Here is a 21,162-nt window from a genome sequence, read left to right as displayed (position 1 = left end):
TCGCAGGAATGACGATCAAATGCTGGACCGCGCCGGGGACGCCGCGCAAAACAGGTGGGCTGCGATGCCACACAACCAAGTGAGACAGCCCCTCACCTCAATCACCCTAAACCCAACTCAAAACGGCTGCGCAATCCTCTGCACCGTCGCCTCATCCGGCCGCGCCACCAACGCCCCCGTGCGCATCAGACTCACCGTGTAATGCCCCTGATCCACCAACGGCAAAAACACCCCGCTACCGAACTGCGCGTCCACATCCGGCACCCAGCGCGGATATTGCTTGTGCAGATCGAGCAAGTCGAAGCTGCCGCCCTCGCGAAAATCGACCACGGTGCGCGGCGCATGCATCTCATCGTTGGGATCGTCATAGCGCCCCGACAAGCGATCCAGTCGATACAGCGGCGGCACACCCGCCAGCATTGCGGGCAGTTTCCACTTCAGCACCACGGCCTCGACACGCCAGGCATCGCCGGCCACGTCGACCCGCCGGGTGGCGCCATCGGGCCAGTGCAGGACGAGCGTCCAGCGCTGCGGAGAAAGAATGTGCGCATCGATCTCGACCACCGGCGACTCCTCGCTGAGCAGGCGATAGCCGCGCAAAGCGAAGCCCATGCCGGTCAGCACCAGGGTGATGGCGAAACCCACGATCAGCAGCACGGAGCGACCGGCGGCCGCCAGGTGCTGCCTGTCGTCCAGGCGCTGGCGCAAGGCCACCAGCTGAAACAAGGTGAACAGCAGGGCGATCGCGGCCAGGATCAGCAGGATCGTCGAAGGGAGGCGCAACAGCGCGGTCCAGTCCATCGTTGTACTTCTGTGCATTCAAACCGCTCGCGGCGGCGACGGCGGCATCATAACGGCTGGCGCGCCGTTCACGCGTGGCGGCGCTTCCACAGCGGCGGCTCGCCTATACTGAGCGGGTTCCCGCCGGATACCCCGACATGCGCCGATCACTCCTGCTGCTTCCGCTGTGCTCCGTTCTCGCCCTGTTCGCCGGATGCGGCAACAAGGGGCCGCTCTACATGCCCAAGACCACGCCTGCAGCCACCGTGCATCCCGCGACGCCGGCGGCGCCGGCAGCGAAACCCGTGGCCGCGGCAGTTCCGGCCGCGTTGACGCCGGCTCCGGTGCATGGCTTTGTCACCGACATGACGGCGTTCGATGCCTTCATCGCCGCGCATCCGACGCCTGAGCAGTTCAAGGCCGCGTATCCGGATGTGCTGCTGGTCCTTCCCGGCACCATCGCCACCCGCGAGATGCGCAGCAACAACAGCCGCTATTTCGCCGAACTGGACGCCAACGGCCGGATCACCGGCGGCAAGTTCATGTAATGAAGCTTCCGTTCTCCAAGATGCACGGCATCGGCAACGACTTCGTGATGGTCGATTGCCGTCAGCGCGCGTTTTCGCTCAACGAGGAGCAGATCCGCGCCATCGCCGACCGGCACATGGGTGTGGGCTTCGACCAGCTGATCAGCATCGAGCCGCCGCGCGATCCCAGCTGCGCGTTCTACTACGGCATCTGGAATGCGGACGGCACGCCGTCGGGACAGTGCGGCAACGGCGTGCGCTGCGTAGCGGCGTGGCTGCATCGTGCTGGTGAATTGTCGATCGGCGACATGGTGCGCCTGGAAAGCCCGTCGGGCCCGGTCACCGTGCGTCTGAGCGGCCCGAACGAAGTGACGGTCGACATGGGCGTGCCGACGCTGGAGCCTGAGCGCATTCCGTTCCGCGCCGATTTGCAGGCGTATCGTTATTCCATCGAGGTGGGCGGCGATGTGCTGGAGATCGGCGCGCTGTCGATGGGCAATCCGCATGCGGTCGTGGTGGTGCCGGACCTGCAGGCGCCGTCGCTGTATCGGGTCGGCCCCATGCTGACCACGCACAGCCGTTTTCCCGAAGGCTGCAACGCCGGCTTCGTGCAACAGGTCGATCGGGGCCAGCTGCGCCTGCGCGTGCATGAGCGCGGCAGCGGCTGGACCCTCGCCTGCGGCACCGGCGCCTGCGCCGCGATGGCGGTGCTGCGCCTGCGCGACGAGGTCGACGAGAAAGTGATGGTGACGCTGCCCGGCGGCACCCTGACCATCGAATGGGCAGGACCGGGGCATACCCTGTGGATGACCGGGCCGGCAACCTTCGTTTTCGAAGGTGAATGGCTGGGTTGACGCGGCTTTCTGTCCGCGTCGGTTGAAAGCCGATAGCGGAACAACGCACACTCGGCGCGCACCGCATCACTCCGCCGAGGTAGTCATGTCCGAAACCGCCATTGTCGACACGCTTTCCGCCGGCGACGTCGCGGCTTTCCTGCGGCACCATCCGGAGTTTCTCACCGACTATCCCGATATCGCCGCCCAGCTCACGCTGCCGCGCGAGCAGGGCCGCGTCGCCTCGCTGGCGGTCTACCAGCTGCAGAGCCTGCGCGAGAAGAACGCGGAGCTGGAAAAGCAGCTGGCCGGCCTGATCTCCATCGCTGCCGAGAACGAGCGGCTGATGCAGCGGGTGCACGAGCTCAATCTCGCCGTGCTGCGCGCCGGCACGCCCGCGGTGGCCGCACGCAGCGTGGTGGCCCGGCTCGCGGAAGATTTCCAGACCGACCAGGTGCGCCTGATGCTGTTCGGCCCGATCGGCCTGCCGCCGGCCGACTGGCTGGTGCATATCCCGGGCGGCCGCTCGCAGGTGCCCGAGTTTTCCGATTTCATGGCGCACCACGAACCGGTCGCAGGCCGCCTCTCGGCCGAACGCCTATACCGCCTGTTTGGCGACCATGCGCCGGAGATCCGCTCCGCCGCCATGATGCCGCTGGGCGAGTTCGGCATCCTGGCCATCGGCAGCGGCGATGCGGACCACTTCCAGCCTGGCATGGGCACGGTGTTCCTGAAGATGATCGCGGGCACCGTCACCGCCGCGCTGCGCCGCGCGCAGGAAGTCATGTAACAGCCATGTCTCACCCGCAGGCCCAGGTCGATGCCTGGCTTTCGCGACTGGCGGGAGAACGCAAGGCATCGGTGCACACGGTCGATGGCTATCGCCGCGATCTTGCCAAGCTGCTGCGCTGGATGGAGGCGCAGGGCATCGCCGACTTCAGCGCACTTGAGCCCAACCGCATGCGCGGTTTCGTGGCCGGCGAACATCGCGCTGGCCTGGCGCCGAAAAGCCTGCAGCGCCTGCTGTCTTCCTGCCGCAGCCTGTTCCGCCAGCTCACCCGCGAGGGCCTGCTCGAGCATGACCCCTTGGCCGGCGTGCGTGGCCCCAAGGTGCATCGCAAACTGCCCCAGGTGCTCGACGTCGACGAAGCCACCTCGCTGGTGGAAACGCAGACCGAGGGCGCGCTGAATCTGCGCGACCGCGCGATGCTGGAGCTGTTCTATTCGTCGGGTTTGCGCCTGTCCGAACTCACGGGGCTGCGCTGGATCGACCTGGACATGCAGGCGGGCGAAGTGCGCGTGCTCGGCAAGGGCAACAAGACCCGCATCGTGCCAGTGGGCCGCCATGCCGTTGCCGCGCTGCGCGCGCTGGGCGAGGCGGAAGGCGTGGTTGCGGAGCAGCCCGTGTTCAAGGGGCGCGGCGGTGCGCCCATCCATCCACGCACGGTGCAGCTGCGACTGAAGACGCTCGCGCTGCAGCAAGGCATGGCCAAACGCATCCATCCGCATCTGCTGCGCCACACCTTCGCCAGCCATATGCTGGAATCCTCGGGCGACCTGCGCGCCGTGCAGGAGCTGCTCGGCCACGCCGATATCGCCACCACGCAGATCTATACGCACCTGGATTTCCAGTATCTGGCCAAGGTGTATGACGCGGCGCATCCGCGGGCGAAGCGGAAATAGGCGGGGCCTTGTCGCCATTCCCCTTGTAGGAGCGCACCCTGTGCGCGACCGCTCCCAGATTGCCCTTAACTCCGGCAACCGCGAGCGGCCAGACGCCGGTCGCGCACAGGGTGCGCTCCTACAGGGAGGGCGGTATGGCTTGGATTCCGCCCTTACGGCCCCACCTTTGGCGAATTCACTCTTTACGGAGTCCCCCATGGAATCCTTTCACGCCACGACCATCGTTTCGGTGCGCCGCAACGGGCAGGTCGTGATTGGCGGCGACGGCCAGGTCACCCTCGGCAACACGGTGATGAAGGCCAACGCCCGCAAGATCCGCCGCCTCGGCAAGGGCAATGTGATCGCCGGTTTCGCCGGCGCCACCGCCGACGCCTTCACCTTGTTCGAGCTGTTTGAGCAGAAGCTGGACAAGCACGGCGGCAACCTCACCCGCGCGGCCGTGGAACTGGCCAAGGAATGGCGTACCGATCGCCGCCTGGGCCGCCTGGAAGCCATGCTGGCGGTGGCCGACAAGGAGGCCTCGCTGCTGATTTCCGGCAACGGCGACGTGCTGGAGCCCGAACATGGCCTGATCGCCATCGGCTCGGGTGGCCCGTACGCGCAGTCCGCCGCGCTGGCCCTGCTGGAAAACACCGAGATGGATTCGCGCGCCATCGTCGAGCGCGCGCTGAAGATCGCTGGCGACATCTGCATCTATACCAACCACAACACCACGATCGAGGAGCTGTAAGCGCACGGCGCGACGGCTCCTGGTCCTGTCATTGCCGCTGAGGCGGAATGACGGCGAAAACCCATCTTTCCGGTGAACTCATGTCCGAACTTACTCCCCGCGAAATCGTCAACGAACTCGACCGCTACATCATCGGCCAGCACGACGCCAAACGCGCCGTGGCCATCGCGCTGCGCAACCGCTGGCGCCGCATGCAGCTGGAACCGGGCCTGCGCGACGAAGTGACGCCCAAGAACATCCTGATGATCGGTCCCACCGGCGTGGGCAAGACCGAGATTGCCCGCCGCCTCGCCACGCTGGCCAATGCGCCGTTCGTGAAGGTGGAAGCCACCAAGTTCACCGAGGTGGGCTATGTGGGCAAGGATGTCGAATCCATCGTGCGCGACCTCGCCGACGTCGCCTATAAGCTGGTGCGCGAGCAAGCCATGAAGCGCGTGCGCACGCAGGCCGAAGACCGCGCCGAAGACCGCATCCTGGACGCCCTGCTGCCGCGCCGCCAGACCCCGTCGGACTGGTCGCACGACGCCGCGCCCAGCAGCGAGCAGAACGACACCCGCCAGAAGCTGCGCAAGCAGCTGCGCGAAGGCGCGCTGGACGACCGCGAGATCGAGCTGGACTTCGCCACCAATGTCGGCGTGGAAATCATGTCCCCGCCGGGCATGGAGGAAATGGGCCAGCAGCTGCGCCAGATGTTCCAGAACATGGGCGGCGCCAAGACCCAGCAACGCAAGGTCGCCATCAAGGCCGCGCGTCCGATGCTGGTGGAGGAAGAGGCCGCCAAGCTGCTCAACGAGGAAGAAGTGCGTGCACAGGCCATGCAGGCGGCCGAGCAGAACGGCATCGTCTTCATCGACGAGATCGACAAGATCGCCCAGCGCTCCGAATGGGGCGGCGCCGGCGTCAGCCGCGAAGGCGTGCAGCGCGACCTGCTGCCGCTGGTCGAGGGCTCGACCGTGTCGACCAAGTACGGCCCGATCAAGACCGACCACATGCTGTTCATCGCCTCCGGCGCGTTCTCGCTGGCCAAGCCCTCGGACCTCATTCCGGAGCTGCAGGGCCGCCTGCCGATCCGCGTGGAGCTGTCGGCGCTGTCGGTCGGCGACTTCAAGCGCATCCTGCGCGAGCCCCATAACGCCTTGACCAAGCAGTACATCGCCTTGCTGGGTACCGAGGGCGTGACGATCAACTTCACGGAGGAAGGCATCGACCGCCTGGCCGAGGTGGCCTTCCAGGTGAACGAGCGCACCGAGAACATCGGCGCCCGCCGCCTGCATACCGTGATCGAGCGCCTGCTGGAGAAGATCTCCTACGAAGCTGCTGACAAATCCGGCGAAAAATACCTGATCGACGCCGAATATGTCGATAAAAACCTAGGCGTACTGGTCCAGGACGAGGATTTGTCGCGTTACATCCTGTAAACAAGGGGAAAGCCCCGGGCTGGTAAAATTTTGACCATGGGAAATGTGATTGAACTGAAGACCACCGGCCAGCGGGCTCAGCTGCGCGAGGCGCAGCAGAAGCACCAGCTGGTCCGGTTATGGCGCGGTGAACTCGAACACGGCAGCTTTTGCGGCTACGTGGGCGGGGTTGGCCGTGAATTCTTTCTGCTGTGGGTGGTTGGTGACGGCATCACCTATGACGGCATGTACGTGATGCGCCACCGCGACGTTTCCGAGCTGGAAGCGCCGGACAAACACGCGCCCTTCATGGAGAAGGCGCTGGTGCTCAAACACCTGATGCCACGTCCGCCGCGGGGCTTCCCGCTGGACGACATCCGCAGCGTCATCCAGGCCGCTGCCGCGCAGGCGCCAGTGATCGGCGTGCACGTGGACAGCGAGGACGAGGCCGAAGTCTGTTACATCGGTCGACTGATCAGCGTGGAAGAAGACGGCTTCAACATGCAGGAGATCTCGCCCGACGCCGAATGGCTGCGCGAAGCGTCATTCTTCTCGTGGGATGAGGTGTCCACCGTGAGCATCGAGGACGGCTACGCCACCTCTCTGCTGGCCGTTGCCGGCACCCCGCCGCCGCTGGAGCAGGGCGATTCGGGCGTGGGGCATGCGCAGTAAGGTTTGATGGATTGAAGCGAAAGGCCGCCCCAGGGCGGCCTTTTTTTGCCTGTTAGCGTCGGCGGTCTCGCCTCGCCTGTGGGAGCGCACACTGTGCGCGACAGCCACGCGGGGATGTACCGCTCCGTAGGTTTGTCGCGCACAGGGTGCGCTCCCACAAGAACGCGTTCTACCGCGTCGTGGTTGCCGCTGCCGGCACGGCCACCGCCTTGGGCGCAACCGGCGCAACCGCCGCCCCCTTCACCTGCTGCTGAAAGAAATTCTCAATCAGGTGATACACGTGACTGCGCTGCCCAGGCAGGTTCAGCCCATGCTTGGCGCCCGGGTAGGCCATGAACTGGAACTGCGTGCCGCGCTTCTGCAGCTCGGCCATCAACTCGGTCGAGTTGAGAAACAGCACGTTGTCGTCAGCCATACCGTGGACGAGATACAGCTTGGACGTCAGCCCATCGAGCCACGCCATCGGCGAACTGCGCGTATACCCCGAATCGTTGTCCTGCGGACGGCCCAGGTAACGCTCCGTATAGAACGTGTCGTACAGCCGCCAGTTGGTCACCGGCGCCACCGCCACGCCGCCAGCGAGTTCGTCGGAGGCCTTGGCCAGCATCATGGTGGTCATGTAGCCGCCGTAGCTCCAGCCGAACACGCCCATGTGCTTGGCATCCACCCACGGCTGCGACTTCAACCAGTGGATGCCGACCAGCTGATCGTCCACTTCGGCGGCGCCCAATTGCTGGTAGATCGCGTTCTCGAACTGGCGGCCGCGGCGCGCCATGCCGCGGTTGTCCAGGGTGAACACCACGAAGCCCTGGTTCGCCATGTACTGATTGAAGTAGTCGCCCCACGCATTGCTGACCATCTGCGCATGCGGGCCGCCATAAAACATGTCGAACACCGGGTACTTCTTGGTGGGATCGAAGCCGGCCGGCTTGTACAAGCGGTAATACAGCGTCTGCCCGTCCGCCGCCTTGAGCGTGCCGAATTCGGGCTTGATCAGGCTGTCGCGATACGGCCAGTACGGATGTTTTTCATCCAGCTTGTTCGGCTCGATCCAGCTGACCAGGCTGCCGTCCGCCTTGTGCAGGCTGACCTGGGGCGGCGTATCGACGCTGGAGAAATTGTCGAGATAGAAGCTGCCATCCGGCGCGAAGGAGGCCACATGCGTGCCGGCGCCCTGGCTGATGCGTGCGGGCGCTTTCGCCGTGCTGCCATCGAGCTTGAGCGCGTAGACCTGCTTCTCGGGAACCGCGTCCTTGTTCGAGGCCACGAAAACGGTACCCGTGTGCTCGTTCACCGCCAGCAACCCGTCGATCGGCCAATCGCCTTCGCTCACCGCGTGCTTGAGCGTGCCATCGAGTCCGTACAGATACAGATGGTGATAACCGCTGCGCTCGTTGCCCCACAGGAAACTCTTGCCGTCCTTGAGGAAGGTCAGATCGCTGTTGAGATTGATCCAGGTGTCGCTGGCCTCGGTGAGCAGGGTGCGCTGCGCCAGCGTCTTCGCATCGACCAGGCGCAAATCCAGTTTCTGCTGGTTGCGCGGCATGCGCTGATAGGCGAGGTGCTTGCCATCGGGCAACCAGTTCACGCGGGTGAGATAGATGTCCGCATCCTTGCCCAGGTCGATCCAACGCGGCTGGCCGCCCGCGGGCGAGACCAGGCCCAGCTTCACGGCGACGTTGGGTGCGCCGGCGGCGGGGTAGCGCTGATCGATCACATCGGTGTGATCGGCGAACAGCTCGGTGCGCTTGGTCACCGGCACCTTGGCTTCGTCGTAGCGCTCGAACGCGATGGCCGAATCGTCGGGCGCCCACCAGTAGCCTTCGCTGCGGTCCATCTCTTCCTGCGCCACGAACTCGGCTTCGCCGTTGTGCACGGTGCCGCCGCCATCATGGGTGAGCTGTTTGGCCTCGCCGGTGCTGAGCTCAATCACCCAAAGATTCTGATCGCGCACATAGGACACGTAGCGACCCTTCGGCGAGATCTTCGGGTCGATCACGTTGTCGCCGGTATCGAGCGGCGTGGGCGCCGCGTCCGGCGTGGCCAGCGCGACGACGTAGAGCTTGCCGTTGATCGGGAACAATAGCTGCTTGCCGTCCGGCGACCACTGATAGCTCACGATGCCGTGCAGGCCGGCGGTGCGTTCGCGTTCGCGACGCGCCTTTTCCGCATCCGACAACTGCTCGCCGTTGGGTTCGAGTTTCTTGGAGTCCACCAGCAGGCGCGTCTTGTTGTCCTTGAGCTGGTATTCCCACAGATCCAGCTGGAACTGATCGTCCGCGCGGGCGCGCAGGAAGGTCACGCGGCTGCCGTCGGGCGAAATCTGCAGACCGCGCGGCGCGGCACCAGCAAGATTGCCACCGTCGAAGATGCGTTCGATCGTGAGTTTTTCGGCCATGGTCGGCAGGGCTACCATCGTCAGGGCAGCAAACAGGAGGGCGCGCATGGAGACTTCCTTGGGCGACGCGTCGTACGCAAGAACAAACGGCGATTAGAACGCGTCACGCCCATGGAAACCAGCGTTTTGTGGGAAAAACAGGCGAAAAAGGGCGGAAAATATGTGAAGGCACGGCTTTGGCCCACAGCTCCCCGCGCCTCTTCACACACATGACCAGCTCTTCGCGCCCGGCCCGAACAGCACTTTGCGCGCTTCCTCGTCGGTGGTCAGATCGAACCGGCCCTTCATCTGATCGCCCAGCGCATACGCGCGCTGGGTGGCGGGACGTTCGCGGATTGCAGCGAATCCGGCCTGCCAAAGCGGGAAGTCCTCCAACGTCATGCATGAGGTTTTCCCTGGGGGCGGACAATCCGTTGATGTTCGTGGCGCTAGGCTTGGATGCAAGCCGGGGCCGGCGCTAGTACCGTCAACCGCCGTGGGCTGCCCGCGTTCCCGCAGATACGCCCTTGAGGAGAGCCGCCCATGCATCGCCTTCCCGCCTACGTTGCGCTTGCACTTGCCGTCACGTTGTCCGCCCACGCCTTCGCCCAGCAGGACACGCCCCCTGCCGCCGGCAGCCAGCACATGCACGCCTTCGACGCGCCGACGCAGTTGCAGCGCCTCACCAAGCAGTTGCAGCTGACCCCGGATCAGCAGGCCAAGATCGGTCCGCTGCTGCAGCAACGCGACCAGCAACTGCAGGCGGTGCGCGGCGACACCAGCCTCAAGCCGGCCGATCGCCGCGCCAAGACCATCGCCATCGTGCAGGACAGCGACAGTCAGATCGGCGGCGTGCTGACCCAGGAACAGCGCGACAAGTGGAAGGCCGTGCGCGAGAAGGCGATGGAGCGCATGCAGGAGCGGCGCGGGCAGAACGTGCCGGCAGCGCCGGGCAGCAGCGGCGGCTGATTCCGCCCGCAGCATCCCTTATCCTGCTCCATCTCGCCTAACGCAGTGATGGAGCAGGTATGGCACGCGTCGTCGTGGTCGGCAGCATCAATATGGACCTGGTGACGCTGGCGCCGCGCTTTGCCGAACCCGGCGAAACCATCCTTGGCGAACGCTTTCTCACCGTGCATGGCGGCAAGGGCGCCAACCAGGCGGTGGCCGCGGCCCGATTGGGTGCCGACGTCGCACTGATCGGTGCCTTGGGCGACGACGCCTTTGGCAACGAACTGCACGCCGGCCTCGCCCGCGAGGGCATCTCGCTGGAGCATGTCGTGCGCTTCGTCGACTGCGGCAGCGGCACCGCGTCGATCACCGTTGCGGGGGGTGAAAACCACATCGTGGTCGTACCCGCCGCCAACGCCCGCGTGACGCCGGCGCAGATCGAGGGCGCGCAGGCCACGCTCGCCTCAGCCGACGCCATCCTCGTGCAGATGGAAGTCCCGCTCGAATCTGTCGAGGCCACGCTGCGCCTGGGCCACAAGCTCGGCAAACCGGTCATCCTCAATCCGGCACCTGCGCAGAAGCTGCCGATGGAATGGTTGAAGCTGGCACGCTATCTCACGCCCAACCAGCACGAACTGGCCATCCTGCTCGGCGCATCGGGCGAGGAAGATTTTCGCGCCCTCATGCAACGCGCACCCGCGCCGGTGGTGCTCACCCGCGGTGGCGACGGCGCTTGGTTCCGCGATGGCGGGGAGCCACAGCATCAACCGGGTTTCAAAGTCGATGTGGTCGACACCACGGGGGCGGGGGATACGTTCAACGCGGCTCTGGCCGTCTTTCTGCATGAGGGACTGCCGGGCGCGGTGCGCAAGGCGTGTGCTGCGGCGGCGTTGTCGGTGACGCGATTGGGCGCACAAAGTGGCATGCCGACGCGTGCGGAGCTCGATGCGTTTCTTTAATAGCGCCCGCCCTCTGTGGGAGCGCACCCTGTGCGCGACAGCCACGCCTGGGTGTACCGCTCCGTAGGTTTGTCGCGCACAGGGTGCGCTCCCACACAGAAAAACGCCGGCTAGTCAGAGGGTCCTGGCGCAATCACTTCGCGCTGCCCGTTGATGCCCATCGACGACACCAGTCCCGCCGCTTCCATCGCTTCCACCAATCGCGCCGCGCGGTTGTAGCCAATGCGGAACTGGCGCTGCACAAACGAGATGGACGCACGACGCGAACGCAACACGAACGCAGCGGCTTCGTCGTAGAGAGGATCGAGTTCGGCGTCGCCGCCTTCTTCAGTGAGGAGGTCGCCCGAACCTTCGCTCGGCGGACCGGCGAGGATTTCATCCTTGTAGTCGGGTTCGCCGTAAAGCTTGAGGTGTGCCACGATGCGATGCACTTCTTCGTCGGCGACAAAAGCGCCGTGGATGCGCTGTGGATAACCGGTGCCCGGCGGCAGGAACAGCATGTCGCCCTGACCGAGCAGACTCTCTGCGCCCATCTGATCGAGAATGGTGCGTGAGTCGATTTTCGACGATACCTGGAAGGCCACGCGGGTGGGGATGTTGGCCTTGATCAGGCCGGTGATCACATCCACCGACGGGCGCTGTGTAGCGAGAATCAGATGGATGCCGGCGGCACGCGCCTTCTGGGCGAGACGCGCAATGAGTTCTTCGATCTTCTTGCCGGCGACCATCATCAGGTCGGCCAGCTCGTCGATCACCACCACGATCATCGGCAAGGTGTCCAACAACTCGGGCACTTCGGGATGTGCGGGGAACGGGTTCATCAACGGCCGGCCCGCGGCACGCGCCTCGCGCACTTTCTGATTGAAGCCGGCGAGATTGCGCACGCGCAGATCCGACATCACGCGATAGCGGTTCTCCATCTCGGCAACACACCACGCCAACGCATTGGCCGCGAGTTTCATGTCGGTGACGACCGGCGCGAGCAGATGTGGAATACCCTCGTAGACCGAAAGCTCCAGCATCTTCGGATCGATCATGATCATGCGCACGTCGTCAGGCGTGGCCTTGTACAGCATCGACAGGATCATCGCGTTGACCGCGACGGACTTGCCCGAACCGGTGGTGCCGGCGACGAGCATATGCGGTGCCTTCGCCAGATCGGCGACCACCGGCTCGCCGGTGATGCCCTTGCCCATCGCCAGCGTCAGCAGCGAATCGGCATCGCGATAGGCGGGGGAGTCGAGGATCTCGGACAAGGCGATCATCTGGCGCTGCTCGTTCGGCAGCTCCAGGCCCATGCAGGTCTTGCCGGGTATGGTTTCCACCACGCGGATGGACGTCCGTCCAAGACCGCGCGCGAGATCCTTCATCAGCGCAACGATCTGGTTGCCGCGCACACCCACGGCCGGCTCCACTTCGAAGCGCGTGATGACCGGGCCAGCCGATGCGCCGACCACGGTCACAGGCACTTTGAATTCGCGCAGGCGCTGTTCAATCAGCTCGCCGGTTTCAGCAAGCTGCACGTCGTCGATGGAGGTTTGCTCCAGGCGCGGCGCAGCAAGCAGGGAAAGCGGCGGCAAGATCGCCGTGGAACGGGTGCGCGCGGGTGGGGCCAAGGGCAGCGCTGCGATTTCCGCGGGAGCGTTGGCGGGTTCATCGTCGTTGGCCGCGATGCGTCGACCCGACGCGATGGGTACGGCCTGCAACGGCAGGGCGACGGCGGCCAGATCGACATCGAACGATGTGTCCTCCGCTGGGGTTGCCGTTGCGACATCGTCCAGCGGCACCGGGTCCACAGCTGTGGACGCAACCAGCGGCACGTCGTCGACGACGGGTTCGATCTGTATCGGCAACGGAGCCGGCATGATCGGCTCGATCGGCCGCGGAGCCTGTGCCGTCGCGACGCTGGCAGCCATCGGCGCAGCCGTGCTCTTGACCGCGCTCGTGGCGTTGGCCGGCGCAGTGCGTCCCAGCGGCACGCCTGGTGACGATGCAGCAACGCGACCATGCTTGGGCGTAAGCCAGGGTTCGCGTATCACTTTCTCTTGCTGTGCCGCGTATCGAACAGGCGCGATGCGCGACGACGACACGGCAGGTGACGTTGGTGACGCCGATGGCGCCGTGCTCTTGGCAGCGGCGACGGGATCGACAGCAGCACGCTGTGCTGCGGGCATCGGTCGGCGACTCTTCGCAGGCGCACGTTCCACTCGGCGCACGGCGCCCGTTGCCCGACGTCGGGTGACCGGCCTGCCACGCCGCGCGGCGATCGCATCCAATGCACGCTGAAGCAGGCTGGCGATCACGTCGACACCTGCCGACAGACGCTTGAACATCGCCGGCCAGCCCATGCCCAGGTACCACGGCAACGCAGCGGCAAGCAGCGCCAGCATGATCAGCGTGGCCAGCCAACCGCCGAGCAGGCCGCCGATGCCGTGCGACAGCGCGCGGCACACCGCGCCGCCGGCGTTGGCATCATCGGTGTATTGATCGATCAAAAGACCTTCGAGCGTTGCACTGGCCAGCAGCACCAGCAGCGCGCCCAGCCCGTAGCGAATCGAACCCTTGCCACCACCGGACCCATGGCGCCGCTTGAGCAGGCTCCTGCCAACGCGCCGGAACAGGGGTACAAGCCACAGTGTGGACAGCCCGAAGGCGCCGAAAAAGAAAGAGAGCATGCCTGGATTCGAATCGACCGCGTGCAAACTCAGCATGTTAGCGCCATTGCCTAAGGCACGTCAGCAGAGAGTTCGCTAACGTCTTGTCGCTGTTTGGAACTTCCCTTCGGCGTAGCTCGCTATTTGCCGATGCAGAACGTAGCATCACGATGCAACACGCTGATCATGTTGTAATCGGTGCATCCGTCGACAAGTTCGTGGTCCCGTAGGTGGTCCCGAAGTACCAAACCTAGCGATTGCCGGGCCTTCCTGAACAGGTTGAGTAGAAAGATTTCTACATCGAGATGGTCGGGACTATGGCGCTCAAGTGCTGCTGTGGTTGCGCTCGATTTCTATTATGAATTACCGACGTAGCAACCCTTCTCAAACGTGGACCGGCGAGCTCTTAATTCTCCTCAAATTCTGGTGAGGAGGTCGCATGAACGCCTGTTCGACGCACTCCACCGCTGGTGCCAAGCCATCGCTACCATGCCGCCAACTCGACGTAACAAGGGAGGCATGATGATCGAGATACCAGCCAATACGAAGTTCGTTCGCTTGCACACGGTTATGAAGATGGTTGGACTGTCGCGGTCCCAGATCTACAAGCTTGTAAGCGAAGGGCGGTTTCCACCGCAGATCAAACTTTCAACAAGGTCAGTCGCGTGGGTGGAAGCCGATGTCCTTTCATGGATGTATGGTCGTATAGCGCCGCGCTTGGCGGCCTAAGCTCGATTCTTGGGACGCTTAGCACCCAATATTCGTTCATAGATTCTCGATACCTGACGTCCGGTCCACCGGTGACCTCGTCTGGTTCGGTAGCCCTCGTCGTTTAGCCAGTGGGCGTACTCGCCGTAGCTCAAATGGCCGCGCTCATTTTGAGCATCGATCATGGCCTTACCGATAAGTTCGGCATGGTCATCTGCTAGTTGTTTTCGCTTGGCATTCGCGTTGCGAGTGTCCTCGTTTCGTACGTCCACGAGTTTCGGATTGCCACGCTTTCTGTTCATCGAATTAGCGAAATGTCCGGGTGCATCAAAAATACAGGTAGCAACAAAACATCACAAGTAAGGAGAAAGGATGGGGGAGAACGCAAAGATCAAGGTCAGCACGCTGCAGCGTGTTACAGCGGATTGGCTGAAGCAGCTGGAGCCAAACCTCTTCGTGACCTACACGTTTGAAGAAGCCGTTAGCTATGACAGGGCAATGAAAATATTCGGCACGCATGTTCATAGTCTTCGCGGCGAACTATTCGGGCGTAGATCCAAGCGTCTTATACCCATGGTGCCAGTCATCGAGATGTATGAAAGGGGCAGTTCGTACGGCAGCCTCCTCATGCCATCGGATGGCACGCACATCCATTGCGCGTACCGACTCCCCGGCCAGCCTGATGACTACAAGGAAGTAATCAGGCGAACTTGGACGCAGGCGGACAACACTTGTGGAAATCCAGACGTCTACTGTCGGAACAGCGACGGATGGTATCGGGAACTAAACACGGACTCGGATGCAGGTAACGTGATCGGTTACATGCTGAAGACCTGTGCTATGGACACCGAGGCTGTACTTTGGAAATTTGTGTCTTTCCGTCAATGATTTAAGGACTAGATCCACTTCGATTGCAGGCATAGAAATAGATCATACGATAGGGAGGAATCGTCCTCCCTTGATGAACTATTGCCTAGATTTAGGATGTCTAGAATCAAACAATTGAAGACATTCTAGGTATTACAACAGCTACGTTTGACCACATATCGGTGTGTGGATATCAGGTCGGAAGGCACGCATATATCCCCAATGTGAAGATGTATCGTGGAAGCGTTTGAGAAGCCTTCGCCGCTGCCAGAACCTTATACATATATATGTGGGAACCTGACAGATCGAGCAGCAAGCTACTGGCCACACATTCGCGCAGCGTCGCCGGGGCATCAAGAGGTCGAATCCTGCGATCCGGGTAAGGATTTATCCTATCCTTGCATACACGCGCGACTTATAGACCCTTGGCAAGCTTCTGTTTTGCGGCCCCGGTTAACCCTCGGCGCTTCAAGTACGCACGCAAGAATTCAACTGCGCTGACATCCAGCGCTTCGCAGAATTCGACCAGCTCTACGATATCCAAGCGCCTTTCCCCGCGCTCTACCTTCGATACGAAGGTCTGCGTGTTGCCTATGCGGTCCGCCAACTCCAACTGAGTCACCTTCGCCTTCCGGCGAGCTTCGCGCAATGCGGCGACTAGGAGCTGATAGTCCTGATGGTGCGTTGATGCGGCCATGACCTTGCCCAGATGGGTCACGGCACGCTAGAGTCCGTTTTGGAATAGTCCAAAATCGGCTATTTATTACAACTCGAACGAGGGCAGCGGAGGCACTAGCTGTTCGGAGCTGCGCCCTACAACAACGCACATCAAGGGGAAGATGATGAAAGCTCGTGCTATATGGCCGGCCGCGCTTCTGATGGCCGGTATGTTCTTGGGTGGTTGCGGAGGGGCTGCGGCTGGTTCCGATTCGGGCGGATGGGCCTCGTCGGAGGAGGTGTTTCTGAAGCGATGGAACAATATGGTAGATGCTGATCTGCGAATCGACCATTTCAATCATGCCGCCAACATGAATCCAACAGCGTATGTAGGTCAGGGCATAAAGATCGACATCGACGTCGGGAGAAGCATCTTTACCCTGAGTTCTGCCATGCCAGAACGACAGGCGTGCACGTTCCTTCTGGCGGCCGCATCAGGTTCGACCTACCAAGAAGCGGTGTCGATGGACGGGGAGGCTCTCAACAATTCATCCCGAACGGGACATTTATTTGCGGAGCGTGGTGGTGTGACTTATATGGTCGAGAAGTTCGGCAACGGCAGTTGGGGTTGCACTTCAATGAAGAGCCGAACTTAGCCCAGTCTCACTGTAGTTGCGCAGCACAGTGGCCGAGGCGCCACGATCCATACAAGTTTGGCGCCTGAAGCACTTACTTTCTTGGTACCGACTGCACAGATAGGCCATGGTCTGTTTTGCTGGGTCGGCGCCATCGTTTAGTAGCTATTCTCCCCAACCACCAAGCGCCGCCGGAATCACACCGAGCGATCCGATTCTATCCTTCTCGGCTGCAGTCATTTCTCTCGCAACAAGAGGGAACAGATTGATGAGGAATGTCTTCGAACGTTCCAACGCGGCTGGGGAGTACGAACGACTGGAATGAAGTTCATTGATGATAGCAATGAACCATCGAAGGTAGCCCACTGGTGCGACGATATCCGGTATGTCTTCCCATCCATCTACCAACCCCTTTCGATGGTGCTTGGACTTAAGGATCCGGTCACAAGCTCCCTTACAACACCAATATACTTTTTCGACCGTTCTCTCAGAATAGTCGTCGTTGCGGGAACACCACAAAACAATGATGCCTGAAAGGTCCGGGTGCAGAAGGCTCTTCTGACAATACTCACAGAGTAGCTCTGGGTCCTCGCGGAAGAGGCGTGCTGGAGCAGGATGTTCGCGCGACCAGTTCGCTGTCGAAACAGACATGTATCTGCGAGAAAGTGCGACGCCCGCTGGGCTCTTCAGCAGCTGCGATTCGATCCGCGCCCCATCAAAGACCTGTACTTCGTACGGCAAACCCTGCGCATTCAGCTTTTGAGCAAGGCCGCTGCTGGGAAGCGTGGAATAAAAACCCATGAAGCCCCGACAGTCATGTGTCTGCAGGCGATCTCGGATATCGCTCTCATCATCTGGAGTAACGGAAGCGCCACTATGAGCCTTGTGCTTGCAGCTGACCAGCCAACGAATTTTGCTATCGCCAGTTATACCGGTGCGCGTTTCTTCCACAATCAGGTCACGCCCGCCGTCTGCGCCGCGATCTGGACCCGTGACTACTCGAAACCCCTGCATGTCGAGGAAATCGCGAGCAAACATTTCGAATTGATCGCGGCCGGATCCTGACGTCGGCAGAGGAATCTCTTTGAAATTTAAAGCTGACATTACGATGTTGTAGTCCAAATGGTGGCGGGGTGCCTGATGGCTACGGAATTTGTGAGGATCCGGCTGCGGAATTAGCCATTTCCGCTCGGGCTTGCTCAATGTACTCGTATAACGTCATACCTTCTTCCGCAGCATCACGCTCCGCACACGCACGGAAGGTAGTCGAGTAGGAATTAAGGACTACATCTCCATCTGCCTGCCGGATTGCCGCCAGTTGGTCGAGCATTGCCATGACATCAGCGGCACTTGATCCACCAGCGAGTACTTGGCCGCCTGCGATCAACAGCCAGTCATCGCCTTGTTTCCCCACACCAGCAATGACGCGACCCGCTCCGTCTCGCATTTCCCCGTGTGGCTCAAAGACTGCATTTGGTTTTCTTATATGGGTTCGCTTGGGCGCCTTCTTCCGTTTCGCGTCTCGTTTTGCTTTCGAGTTCTTCGACATGGCGACTCTTTCCTTAAGTTCAGTGCCTTGGCCCCGCGGCTCCGATGGTCTCAACCGCGATTCATCTCGTTACCGTCTTCTTTGACGACGACAGATCTATCCGATCCCCGAGCTACCGATAAGTGTAGAAGGCAAATCATCTGTGAAGGTCCAACACCTCCTTCAAGGCGCTGTCGCTCCACTGCTGCAAATACGAGAAACCCGTGTTCAGCGAGGTCCACGATCATGGCGTCTATCGCTTTCCCCGCCCTCATAATCTCTACGACTTCCGAGCCATCTAGTACGTCCCCCCAGTCTTGTACCGCTTCGATGAATCCGCCAACTAAATCCATCTCTTCGTCGGTCAAATCATCGCCGAAGTACGGGTACTGACCAAAGCATCCAAGGGCAAGATCAAGTAGCGCCTTGCCGGATGTCACCATCGGCAACTGGGCAGGAATTTCGCTCTTGAAACGGGTGCGCTTAACTGGTGCAACTTTGGGCGCTTCTCGCGGTTTATTTTCAAGCGTTTCATGGACCCAAACCTCATGCTTCACCTTAATATCGCGTAGGATGCTGGCAGTGAATGCAACGGTTTGGTCGTCTACCTGCTTATGGTGAATTCGACATAGTAGAAGCAGATTTCCGAAGGAATCGACATCATCCTTGGGAAAGTTTGGATCGAACCGAGGGCCACCTGCGGCTCCGGATACTATGTGACATTCCTCGCCGACTACGGACTCGTCATCACTATCAGTCGGGGCAAGTACCAGTGCGTGCTGGCACATAGCGCATCGTCCGCCGGACTTCGCCCAAAGTATTTTTCGGGTCTTATCTGTGATTGCCACACCCGGCCCCCGTGCAAGTACACATCAAGCAATACGGGATCTTATCTTCCATCATGCGGGGGCTGGAGTGCCCTATAGATTGTTGCTGGGCCGACATTGAAGCGCTCGGCCAATTGGGCGACCGAGAACTTCTCTTCCTGTCGAAGGGTACGGATGCGCTTGCACTGTTCTTCGGTCAAGGCACGCTTCCGCCCAAATGCCACACCCTTCTGCTTGGCCTTATTGATTCCATCGGCCTGACGCTCGGCCCGGATGTCATTCTCGAACTGCGCGAAGGCCCCCAGCAGACTGAACATCAGTCGGCCCTCCGATGTACTGGTGTTGATAGCCTGATCGATGACGCGAAGTGCTACGCCCTTCTTGTTCAACAGGTCCGCGATTTTCGCCAAATCCAGTACGGACCGGGCCATGCGGTCTAGCCGGGATATAACCAAGGTGTCCCCATCCCGTAGGAACTGGAGGCACGCCTGAAGTTCAGGGCGCGTATCAGCCTGCTTGCCGGACCGCTTTTCGGAATAGATACGGGTGCAGCCAGCACCCTTCAGCTTGTCCAGTTGCACGTCGAGGCTTTGACCAGTGCTGCTGACACGGGCGTAACCTACCGTCTCGGACATAATCAAATCTCCTTAGATTATTTGATAATATCATTCTGATAGGGGATTTGATAGACGTCCTACTGCCTATCGCAACGTCTACTTTTTGATAGGAGACCTGCCTTTCAGCCACATTGTTGGCATGTCAGAAAGAGTCTAGACTCAATCCAAATAGAATCAGGTGGCATGCCGTGGCGCGTAGCAAGCTTGTACCCAGCTGCAAGCTCCAGTTGACGGTCGATGCGGCTACGGATCGCATCATCGAGGACATTTGTTCCTTGGGGATCCATGGAACCAATAAGTCCGAGGTTGCCTGTTCGATCATCCGGATGTGGCTTTGGGAAAATCAGGACAAGCTTCGTGACAACGGAGTCGCGCTCAACGTCGCCCCCAAGAAGGAAAGCGGCCGTGGCTAAGCCGAGGCATCTTGACCACGCCCCAATCCGTGAAGCCATCATAGATATTCAGGTTACAACCGCTGACGGCAGCATGAGAGCAGTCCAATCGTTAGTGGACAGCATTGCGGGCGGATTCTCATCCCGCATTGATATGTGGCACAACTCAGTAGGGCTGACCATTGATCCGTCTGGGGTTGCAAGCACGCAGACCGCGCAGAGTAAAATCGGTGTTCGCCTTGACGCCCCTCCACATGTCCTGCAGGTCAAGACCACAGGTTTGACCTTCAGTCGGCTGGCACCATATGAGGATTGGGATCAAATTTGCGGTGAGGCGAAGAAGTACTGGGACATATATCAAAAGGCGGTACGTCCTAGTGAGGTAACGCGGGTTGCGGTTCGTTACATTAACTCCATGCCCATCCCGGCCCCGCTGAAGGACTTCGACGCCTATTTGACCTGCCCGCCAGAAGTCCCGCCCGACTTGCCGCAGTCGATCTCAAGTTTTCTGCAACAGACCGTAATAGTTGATGGTGCCTCGAATCAAATTGCACGGGTGACTCAGGCATTGGAGCATCCGCCGTCCGTATCGGTACCTATGACCATCCTGCTGGATATCGATGTCATGCAGCAGAAGTCCTTCGATGCAGATGGACCGGCTATGTGGGAAGCGTTGGCTAAACTTCGCGACTTCAAGAACCGAATCTTCTTCGACTACATCACCGAAGAAACAGCAGGCTACTTCGTATGACAACAATGGCATTGCGTCCGAATTATGGAATCAACCCCCGCTGGGTCGACGCTGGCACGAGTCCGGAAGCCGTCTCTGTTGCCAAGCTGACCCGCACCGCGGTCAGTTCACTTCAGCGCGTAGATCAGCGCCTGCCTCTCGACGAGTTGGATGCACTGCAGGACGAGGTTCGCTCCGGGATTACCGACAACGTTGAACAGGAAACCGTCGGTGTTGGCCGCTTGTTTCTGCTGGCTCTTCCGAACTGGGTCCCCACTCCTGAGGTTGCCGTTGATCCTGACGGCGAAATTTCCTTCGACTGGTTCGGTAAGCGCGGAAAGAATTTTTCCGTCAGCATTCGCTTTGATGGACGTCTATCTTTCGCTGGTCAATTCGGACCTAAGGTAAGCCTGCATGGAACAGAAGAATTTGTGGACTCGATTCCAAAATCTGTTCTCAGTGCTATTGCCCAACTGGTTGATGAGCCGGTTCCCAGAGAAGAGGCTGCCTGACAGTCAGACGGTTACCCGATTCATATTCGAAAAACGGAACTACTCGGCTGCCGAACAAAGGCCCAAGCAAGCCGCGTTCTTGCCGGAGCCATATAAGGGCAGGCACGAGACGTCCGTTTGCCATCG

25 protein-coding genes and 1 pseudogene are annotated in these 21,162 nt (G+C 61.0%); 15 read left to right on the top strand and 11 right to left on the bottom strand.

All coding sequences use genetic code 11. From position 1 onward, the window contains the following. Nucleotides 1-117: 117 nt before the first annotated feature. Nucleotides 118-801 carry a hypothetical protein gene (locus Y882_RS15515; protein WP_046972855.1) on the bottom strand — a complete coding sequence of 228 codons (684 nt, stop codon included), beginning with the start codon at nt 799-801 and terminating at the stop codon, nt 118-120. A 137-nt stretch (nt 802-938) separates the two neighbouring features. Between Y882_RS15515 and lptM the strand changes: the two genes are divergently transcribed. From lptM to Y882_RS15475, 7 genes are all read left to right on the top strand, one after another. Continuing rightward, nucleotides 939-1,328, top strand: a complete 390-nt coding sequence (gene lptM / locus Y882_RS15505) for an LPS translocon maturation chaperone LptM (protein WP_244466364.1) — start codon at nt 939-941, stop codon at nt 1,326-1,328. Continuing rightward, nucleotides 1,328-2,161 (top strand): diaminopimelate epimerase, encoded by an 834-nt coding sequence (gene dapF, locus Y882_RS15500; RefSeq protein WP_046972852.1) that lies wholly within the window; start codon nt 1,328-1,330, stop codon nt 2,159-2,161. The genes lptM and dapF overlap by 1 nt, the downstream gene beginning before the upstream one ends. 85 nt (nt 2,162-2,246) lie before the next feature. Further along, nucleotides 2,247-2,930: a DUF484 family protein gene (locus Y882_RS15495; RefSeq protein ID WP_046972851.1), complete on the top strand. Its 684-nt coding sequence runs from the start codon at nt 2,247-2,249 to the stop codon at nt 2,928-2,930. Nucleotides 2,931-2,935: 5 nt separating this feature from the next. Next, entirely contained in the window at nt 2,936-3,823 is an 888-nt protein-coding gene (xerC, locus tag Y882_RS15490) for a tyrosine recombinase XerC (protein WP_046972850.1), read from the top strand. A gap of 196 nt (nt 3,824-4,019) precedes the next feature. After that, a complete protein-coding gene (hslV, locus tag Y882_RS15485) occupies nt 4,020-4,553 on the top strand; it encodes an ATP-dependent protease subunit HslV (protein WP_046972849.1) in 534 nt (177 codons plus the stop codon). A gap of 80 nt (nt 4,554-4,633) precedes the next feature. Next, nucleotides 4,634-5,971, top strand: coding sequence for an ATP-dependent protease ATPase subunit HslU (gene hslU, locus Y882_RS15480; protein WP_046972848.1), 1,338 nt, complete (start codon nt 4,634-4,636; stop codon nt 5,969-5,971). 36 nt (nt 5,972-6,007) lie between these two features. Then, nucleotides 6,008-6,622, top strand: a complete 615-nt coding sequence (locus Y882_RS15475) for a hypothetical protein (RefSeq protein WP_046972847.1) — start codon at nt 6,008-6,010, stop codon at nt 6,620-6,622. 169 nt (nt 6,623-6,791) lie between these two features. Here the strand turns inward: Y882_RS15475 and Y882_RS15470 are convergent, their stop codons facing one another. Together Y882_RS15470 and Y882_RS15465 are read right to left on the bottom strand one after the other, a co-directional pair. Continuing rightward, a complete protein-coding gene (locus tag Y882_RS15470) occupies nt 6,792-9,068 on the bottom strand; it encodes a S9 family peptidase (protein WP_046972846.1) in 2,277 nt (758 codons plus the stop codon). A 153-nt stretch (nt 9,069-9,221) separates the two neighbouring features. Beyond that, the gene (locus Y882_RS15465) at nt 9,222-9,401 is read right to left on the bottom strand and encodes a hypothetical protein (RefSeq protein ID WP_046972845.1); all 180 of its coding nucleotides are present in this window, start codon (nt 9,399-9,401) and stop codon (nt 9,222-9,224) included. Nucleotides 9,402-9,542: 141 nt separating this feature from the next. Between Y882_RS15465 and Y882_RS15460 the strand changes: the two genes are divergently transcribed. Both Y882_RS15460 and rbsK read left to right on the top strand, forming a co-directional pair. Continuing rightward, nucleotides 9,543-9,968: a hypothetical protein gene (locus tag Y882_RS15460; protein WP_052950054.1), complete on the top strand. Its 426-nt coding sequence runs from the start codon at nt 9,543-9,545 to the stop codon at nt 9,966-9,968. A gap of 59 nt (nt 9,969-10,027) precedes the next feature. Continuing rightward, nucleotides 10,028-10,909, top strand: coding sequence for a ribokinase (gene rbsK / locus Y882_RS15455; RefSeq protein WP_046972844.1), 882 nt, complete (start codon nt 10,028-10,030; stop codon nt 10,907-10,909). 110 nt (nt 10,910-11,019) lie between these two features. Here rbsK and Y882_RS15450 read toward each other — a convergent pair whose 3' ends face one another. Beyond that, complete coding sequence (locus tag Y882_RS15450; RefSeq protein WP_046972859.1) at nt 11,020-13,584, bottom strand: DNA translocase FtsK 4TM domain-containing protein; 2,565 nt, start codon at nt 13,582-13,584, stop codon at nt 11,020-11,022. A gap of 468 nt (nt 13,585-14,052) precedes the next feature. Here Y882_RS15450 and Y882_RS21010 point away from each other — a divergent pair, with 468 nt between their 5' ends. After that, nucleotides 14,053-14,292 carry a helix-turn-helix transcriptional regulator gene (locus Y882_RS21010; protein ID WP_425479473.1) on the top strand — a complete coding sequence of 80 codons (240 nt, stop codon included), beginning with the start codon at nt 14,053-14,055 and terminating at the stop codon, nt 14,290-14,292. Here Y882_RS21010 and Y882_RS21005 read toward each other — a convergent pair. Further along, nucleotides 14,289-14,456, bottom strand: a complete 168-nt coding sequence (locus tag Y882_RS21005; protein ID WP_425479474.1) for a recombinase family protein — start codon at nt 14,454-14,456, stop codon at nt 14,289-14,291. The genes Y882_RS21010 and Y882_RS21005 overlap by 4 nt on opposite strands. Before the next feature lie 187 nt (nt 14,457-14,643). Here Y882_RS21005 and Y882_RS15440 point away from each other — a divergent pair, with 187 nt between their 5' ends. Then, complete coding sequence (locus Y882_RS15440; RefSeq protein ID WP_046972842.1) at nt 14,644-15,159, top strand: hypothetical protein; 516 nt, start codon at nt 14,644-14,646, stop codon at nt 15,157-15,159. Between the two features lie 394 nt (nt 15,160-15,553). On the opposite strand, the gene Y882_RS15435 is transcribed toward Y882_RS15440, so the two are convergent. Continuing rightward, nucleotides 15,554-15,856 carry a helix-turn-helix domain-containing protein gene (locus Y882_RS15435; RefSeq protein WP_244466363.1) on the bottom strand — a complete coding sequence of 101 codons (303 nt, stop codon included), beginning with the start codon at nt 15,854-15,856 and terminating at the stop codon, nt 15,554-15,556. 121 nt (nt 15,857-15,977) lie between these two features. Between Y882_RS15435 and Y882_RS15430 the strand changes: the two genes are divergently transcribed. Beyond that, nucleotides 15,978-16,451, top strand: a complete 474-nt coding sequence (locus tag Y882_RS15430; RefSeq protein WP_162207425.1) for a hypothetical protein — start codon at nt 15,978-15,980, stop codon at nt 16,449-16,451. Nucleotides 16,452-16,595: 144 nt separating this feature from the next. Here the strand turns inward: Y882_RS15430 and Y882_RS19380 are convergent, their stop codons facing one another. From Y882_RS19380 to Y882_RS15415, 5 genes and pseudogenes are all read right to left on the bottom strand, one after another. Then, nucleotides 16,596-17,552, bottom strand: coding sequence for a restriction endonuclease (locus Y882_RS19380; protein ID WP_211259199.1), 957 nt, complete (start codon nt 17,550-17,552; stop codon nt 16,596-16,598). 22 nt (nt 17,553-17,574) lie between these two features. Next, complete coding sequence (locus Y882_RS20100) at nt 17,575-17,979, bottom strand: hypothetical protein (protein ID WP_156171509.1); 405 nt, start codon at nt 17,977-17,979, stop codon at nt 17,575-17,577. 50 nt (nt 17,980-18,029) lie between these two features. Next, nucleotides 18,030-18,515: a hypothetical protein gene (locus Y882_RS15420; RefSeq protein ID WP_244466362.1), complete on the bottom strand. Its 486-nt coding sequence runs from the start codon at nt 18,513-18,515 to the stop codon at nt 18,030-18,032. A 39-nt stretch (nt 18,516-18,554) separates the two neighbouring features. Then, nucleotides 18,555-18,746: pseudogene (locus Y882_RS21000) on the bottom strand (HNH endonuclease); the annotation flags it as partial. Nucleotides 18,747-18,847: 101 nt separating this feature from the next. Beyond that, complete coding sequence (locus Y882_RS15415; RefSeq protein ID WP_046972837.1) at nt 18,848-19,420, bottom strand: recombinase family protein; 573 nt, start codon at nt 19,418-19,420, stop codon at nt 18,848-18,850. A 170-nt stretch (nt 19,421-19,590) separates the two neighbouring features. Between Y882_RS15415 and Y882_RS20280 the strand changes: the two genes are divergently transcribed. From Y882_RS20280 to Y882_RS15400, 3 genes are read left to right on the top strand one after another with little or no spacing between them, the layout of a single operon-like run. Then, nucleotides 19,591-19,815 (top strand): hypothetical protein, encoded by a 225-nt coding sequence (locus Y882_RS20280; RefSeq protein WP_046972836.1) that lies wholly within the window; start codon nt 19,591-19,593, stop codon nt 19,813-19,815. Continuing rightward, entirely contained in the window at nt 19,808-20,545 is a 738-nt protein-coding gene (locus Y882_RS18975; RefSeq protein ID WP_052950049.1) for a TIGR04255 family protein, read from the top strand. The genes Y882_RS20280 and Y882_RS18975 overlap by 8 nt, the downstream gene beginning before the upstream one ends. Beyond that, nucleotides 20,542-21,036 (top strand): hypothetical protein, encoded by a 495-nt coding sequence (locus Y882_RS15400; protein ID WP_046972835.1) that lies wholly within the window; start codon nt 20,542-20,544, stop codon nt 21,034-21,036. The genes Y882_RS18975 and Y882_RS15400 overlap by 4 nt, the downstream gene beginning before the upstream one ends. Nucleotides 21,037-21,162 lie beyond the last annotated feature (126 nt).

Source organism: Dyella japonica DSM 16301 (assembly GCF_001010355.1).
Classification (GTDB): domain Bacteria; phylum Pseudomonadota; class Gammaproteobacteria; order Xanthomonadales; family Rhodanobacteraceae; genus Dyella; species Dyella japonica.
This window is presented reverse-complemented; position numbering and strand designations above follow the sequence as displayed.

Coding starts and splice junctions, on each gene's coding strand:
- Y882_RS15515 (WP_046972855.1), bottom strand. CDS start 801: ATGGACTGGACCGCGCTGTTGCGCCTCCCTTCGACGATCCTGCTGATC.
- lptM (WP_244466364.1), top strand. CDS start 939: ATGCGCCGATCACTCCTGCTGCTTCCGCTGTGCTCCGTTCTCGCCCTG.
- dapF (WP_046972852.1), top strand. CDS start 1,328: ATGAAGCTTCCGTTCTCCAAGATGCACGGCATCGGCAACGACTTCGTG.
- Y882_RS15495 (WP_046972851.1), top strand. CDS start 2,247: ATGTCCGAAACCGCCATTGTCGACACGCTTTCCGCCGGCGACGTCGCG.
- xerC (WP_046972850.1), top strand. CDS start 2,936: ATGTCTCACCCGCAGGCCCAGGTCGATGCCTGGCTTTCGCGACTGGCG.
- hslV (WP_046972849.1), top strand. CDS start 4,020: ATGGAATCCTTTCACGCCACGACCATCGTTTCGGTGCGCCGCAACGGG.
- hslU (WP_046972848.1), top strand. CDS start 4,634: ATGTCCGAACTTACTCCCCGCGAAATCGTCAACGAACTCGACCGCTAC.
- Y882_RS15475 (WP_046972847.1), top strand. CDS start 6,008: ATGGGAAATGTGATTGAACTGAAGACCACCGGCCAGCGGGCTCAGCTG.
- Y882_RS15470 (WP_046972846.1), bottom strand. CDS start 9,068: ATGCGCGCCCTCCTGTTTGCTGCCCTGACGATGGTAGCCCTGCCGACC.
- Y882_RS15465 (WP_046972845.1), bottom strand. CDS start 9,401: ATGACGTTGGAGGACTTCCCGCTTTGGCAGGCCGGATTCGCTGCAATC.
- Y882_RS15460 (WP_052950054.1), top strand. CDS start 9,543: ATGCATCGCCTTCCCGCCTACGTTGCGCTTGCACTTGCCGTCACGTTG.
- rbsK (WP_046972844.1), top strand. CDS start 10,028: ATGGCACGCGTCGTCGTGGTCGGCAGCATCAATATGGACCTGGTGACG.
- Y882_RS15450 (WP_046972859.1), bottom strand. CDS start 13,584: ATGCTCTCTTTCTTTTTCGGCGCCTTCGGGCTGTCCACACTGTGGCTT.
- Y882_RS21010 (WP_425479473.1), top strand. CDS start 14,053: ATGCCGCCAACTCGACGTAACAAGGGAGGCATGATGATCGAGATACCA.
- Y882_RS21005 (WP_425479474.1), bottom strand. CDS start 14,456: ATGATCGATGCTCAAAATGAGCGCGGCCATTTGAGCTACGGCGAGTAC.
- Y882_RS15440 (WP_046972842.1), top strand. CDS start 14,644: ATGGGGGAGAACGCAAAGATCAAGGTCAGCACGCTGCAGCGTGTTACA.
- Y882_RS15430 (WP_162207425.1), top strand. CDS start 15,978: ATGATGAAAGCTCGTGCTATATGGCCGGCCGCGCTTCTGATGGCCGGT.
- Y882_RS20100 (WP_156171509.1), bottom strand. CDS start 17,979: ATGTCGAAGAACTCGAAAGCAAAACGAGACGCGAAACGGAAGAAGGCG.
- Y882_RS15415 (WP_046972837.1), bottom strand. CDS start 19,420: ATGTCCGAGACGGTAGGTTACGCCCGTGTCAGCAGCACTGGTCAAAGC.
- Y882_RS15400 (WP_046972835.1), top strand. CDS start 20,542: ATGACAACAATGGCATTGCGTCCGAATTATGGAATCAACCCCCGCTGG.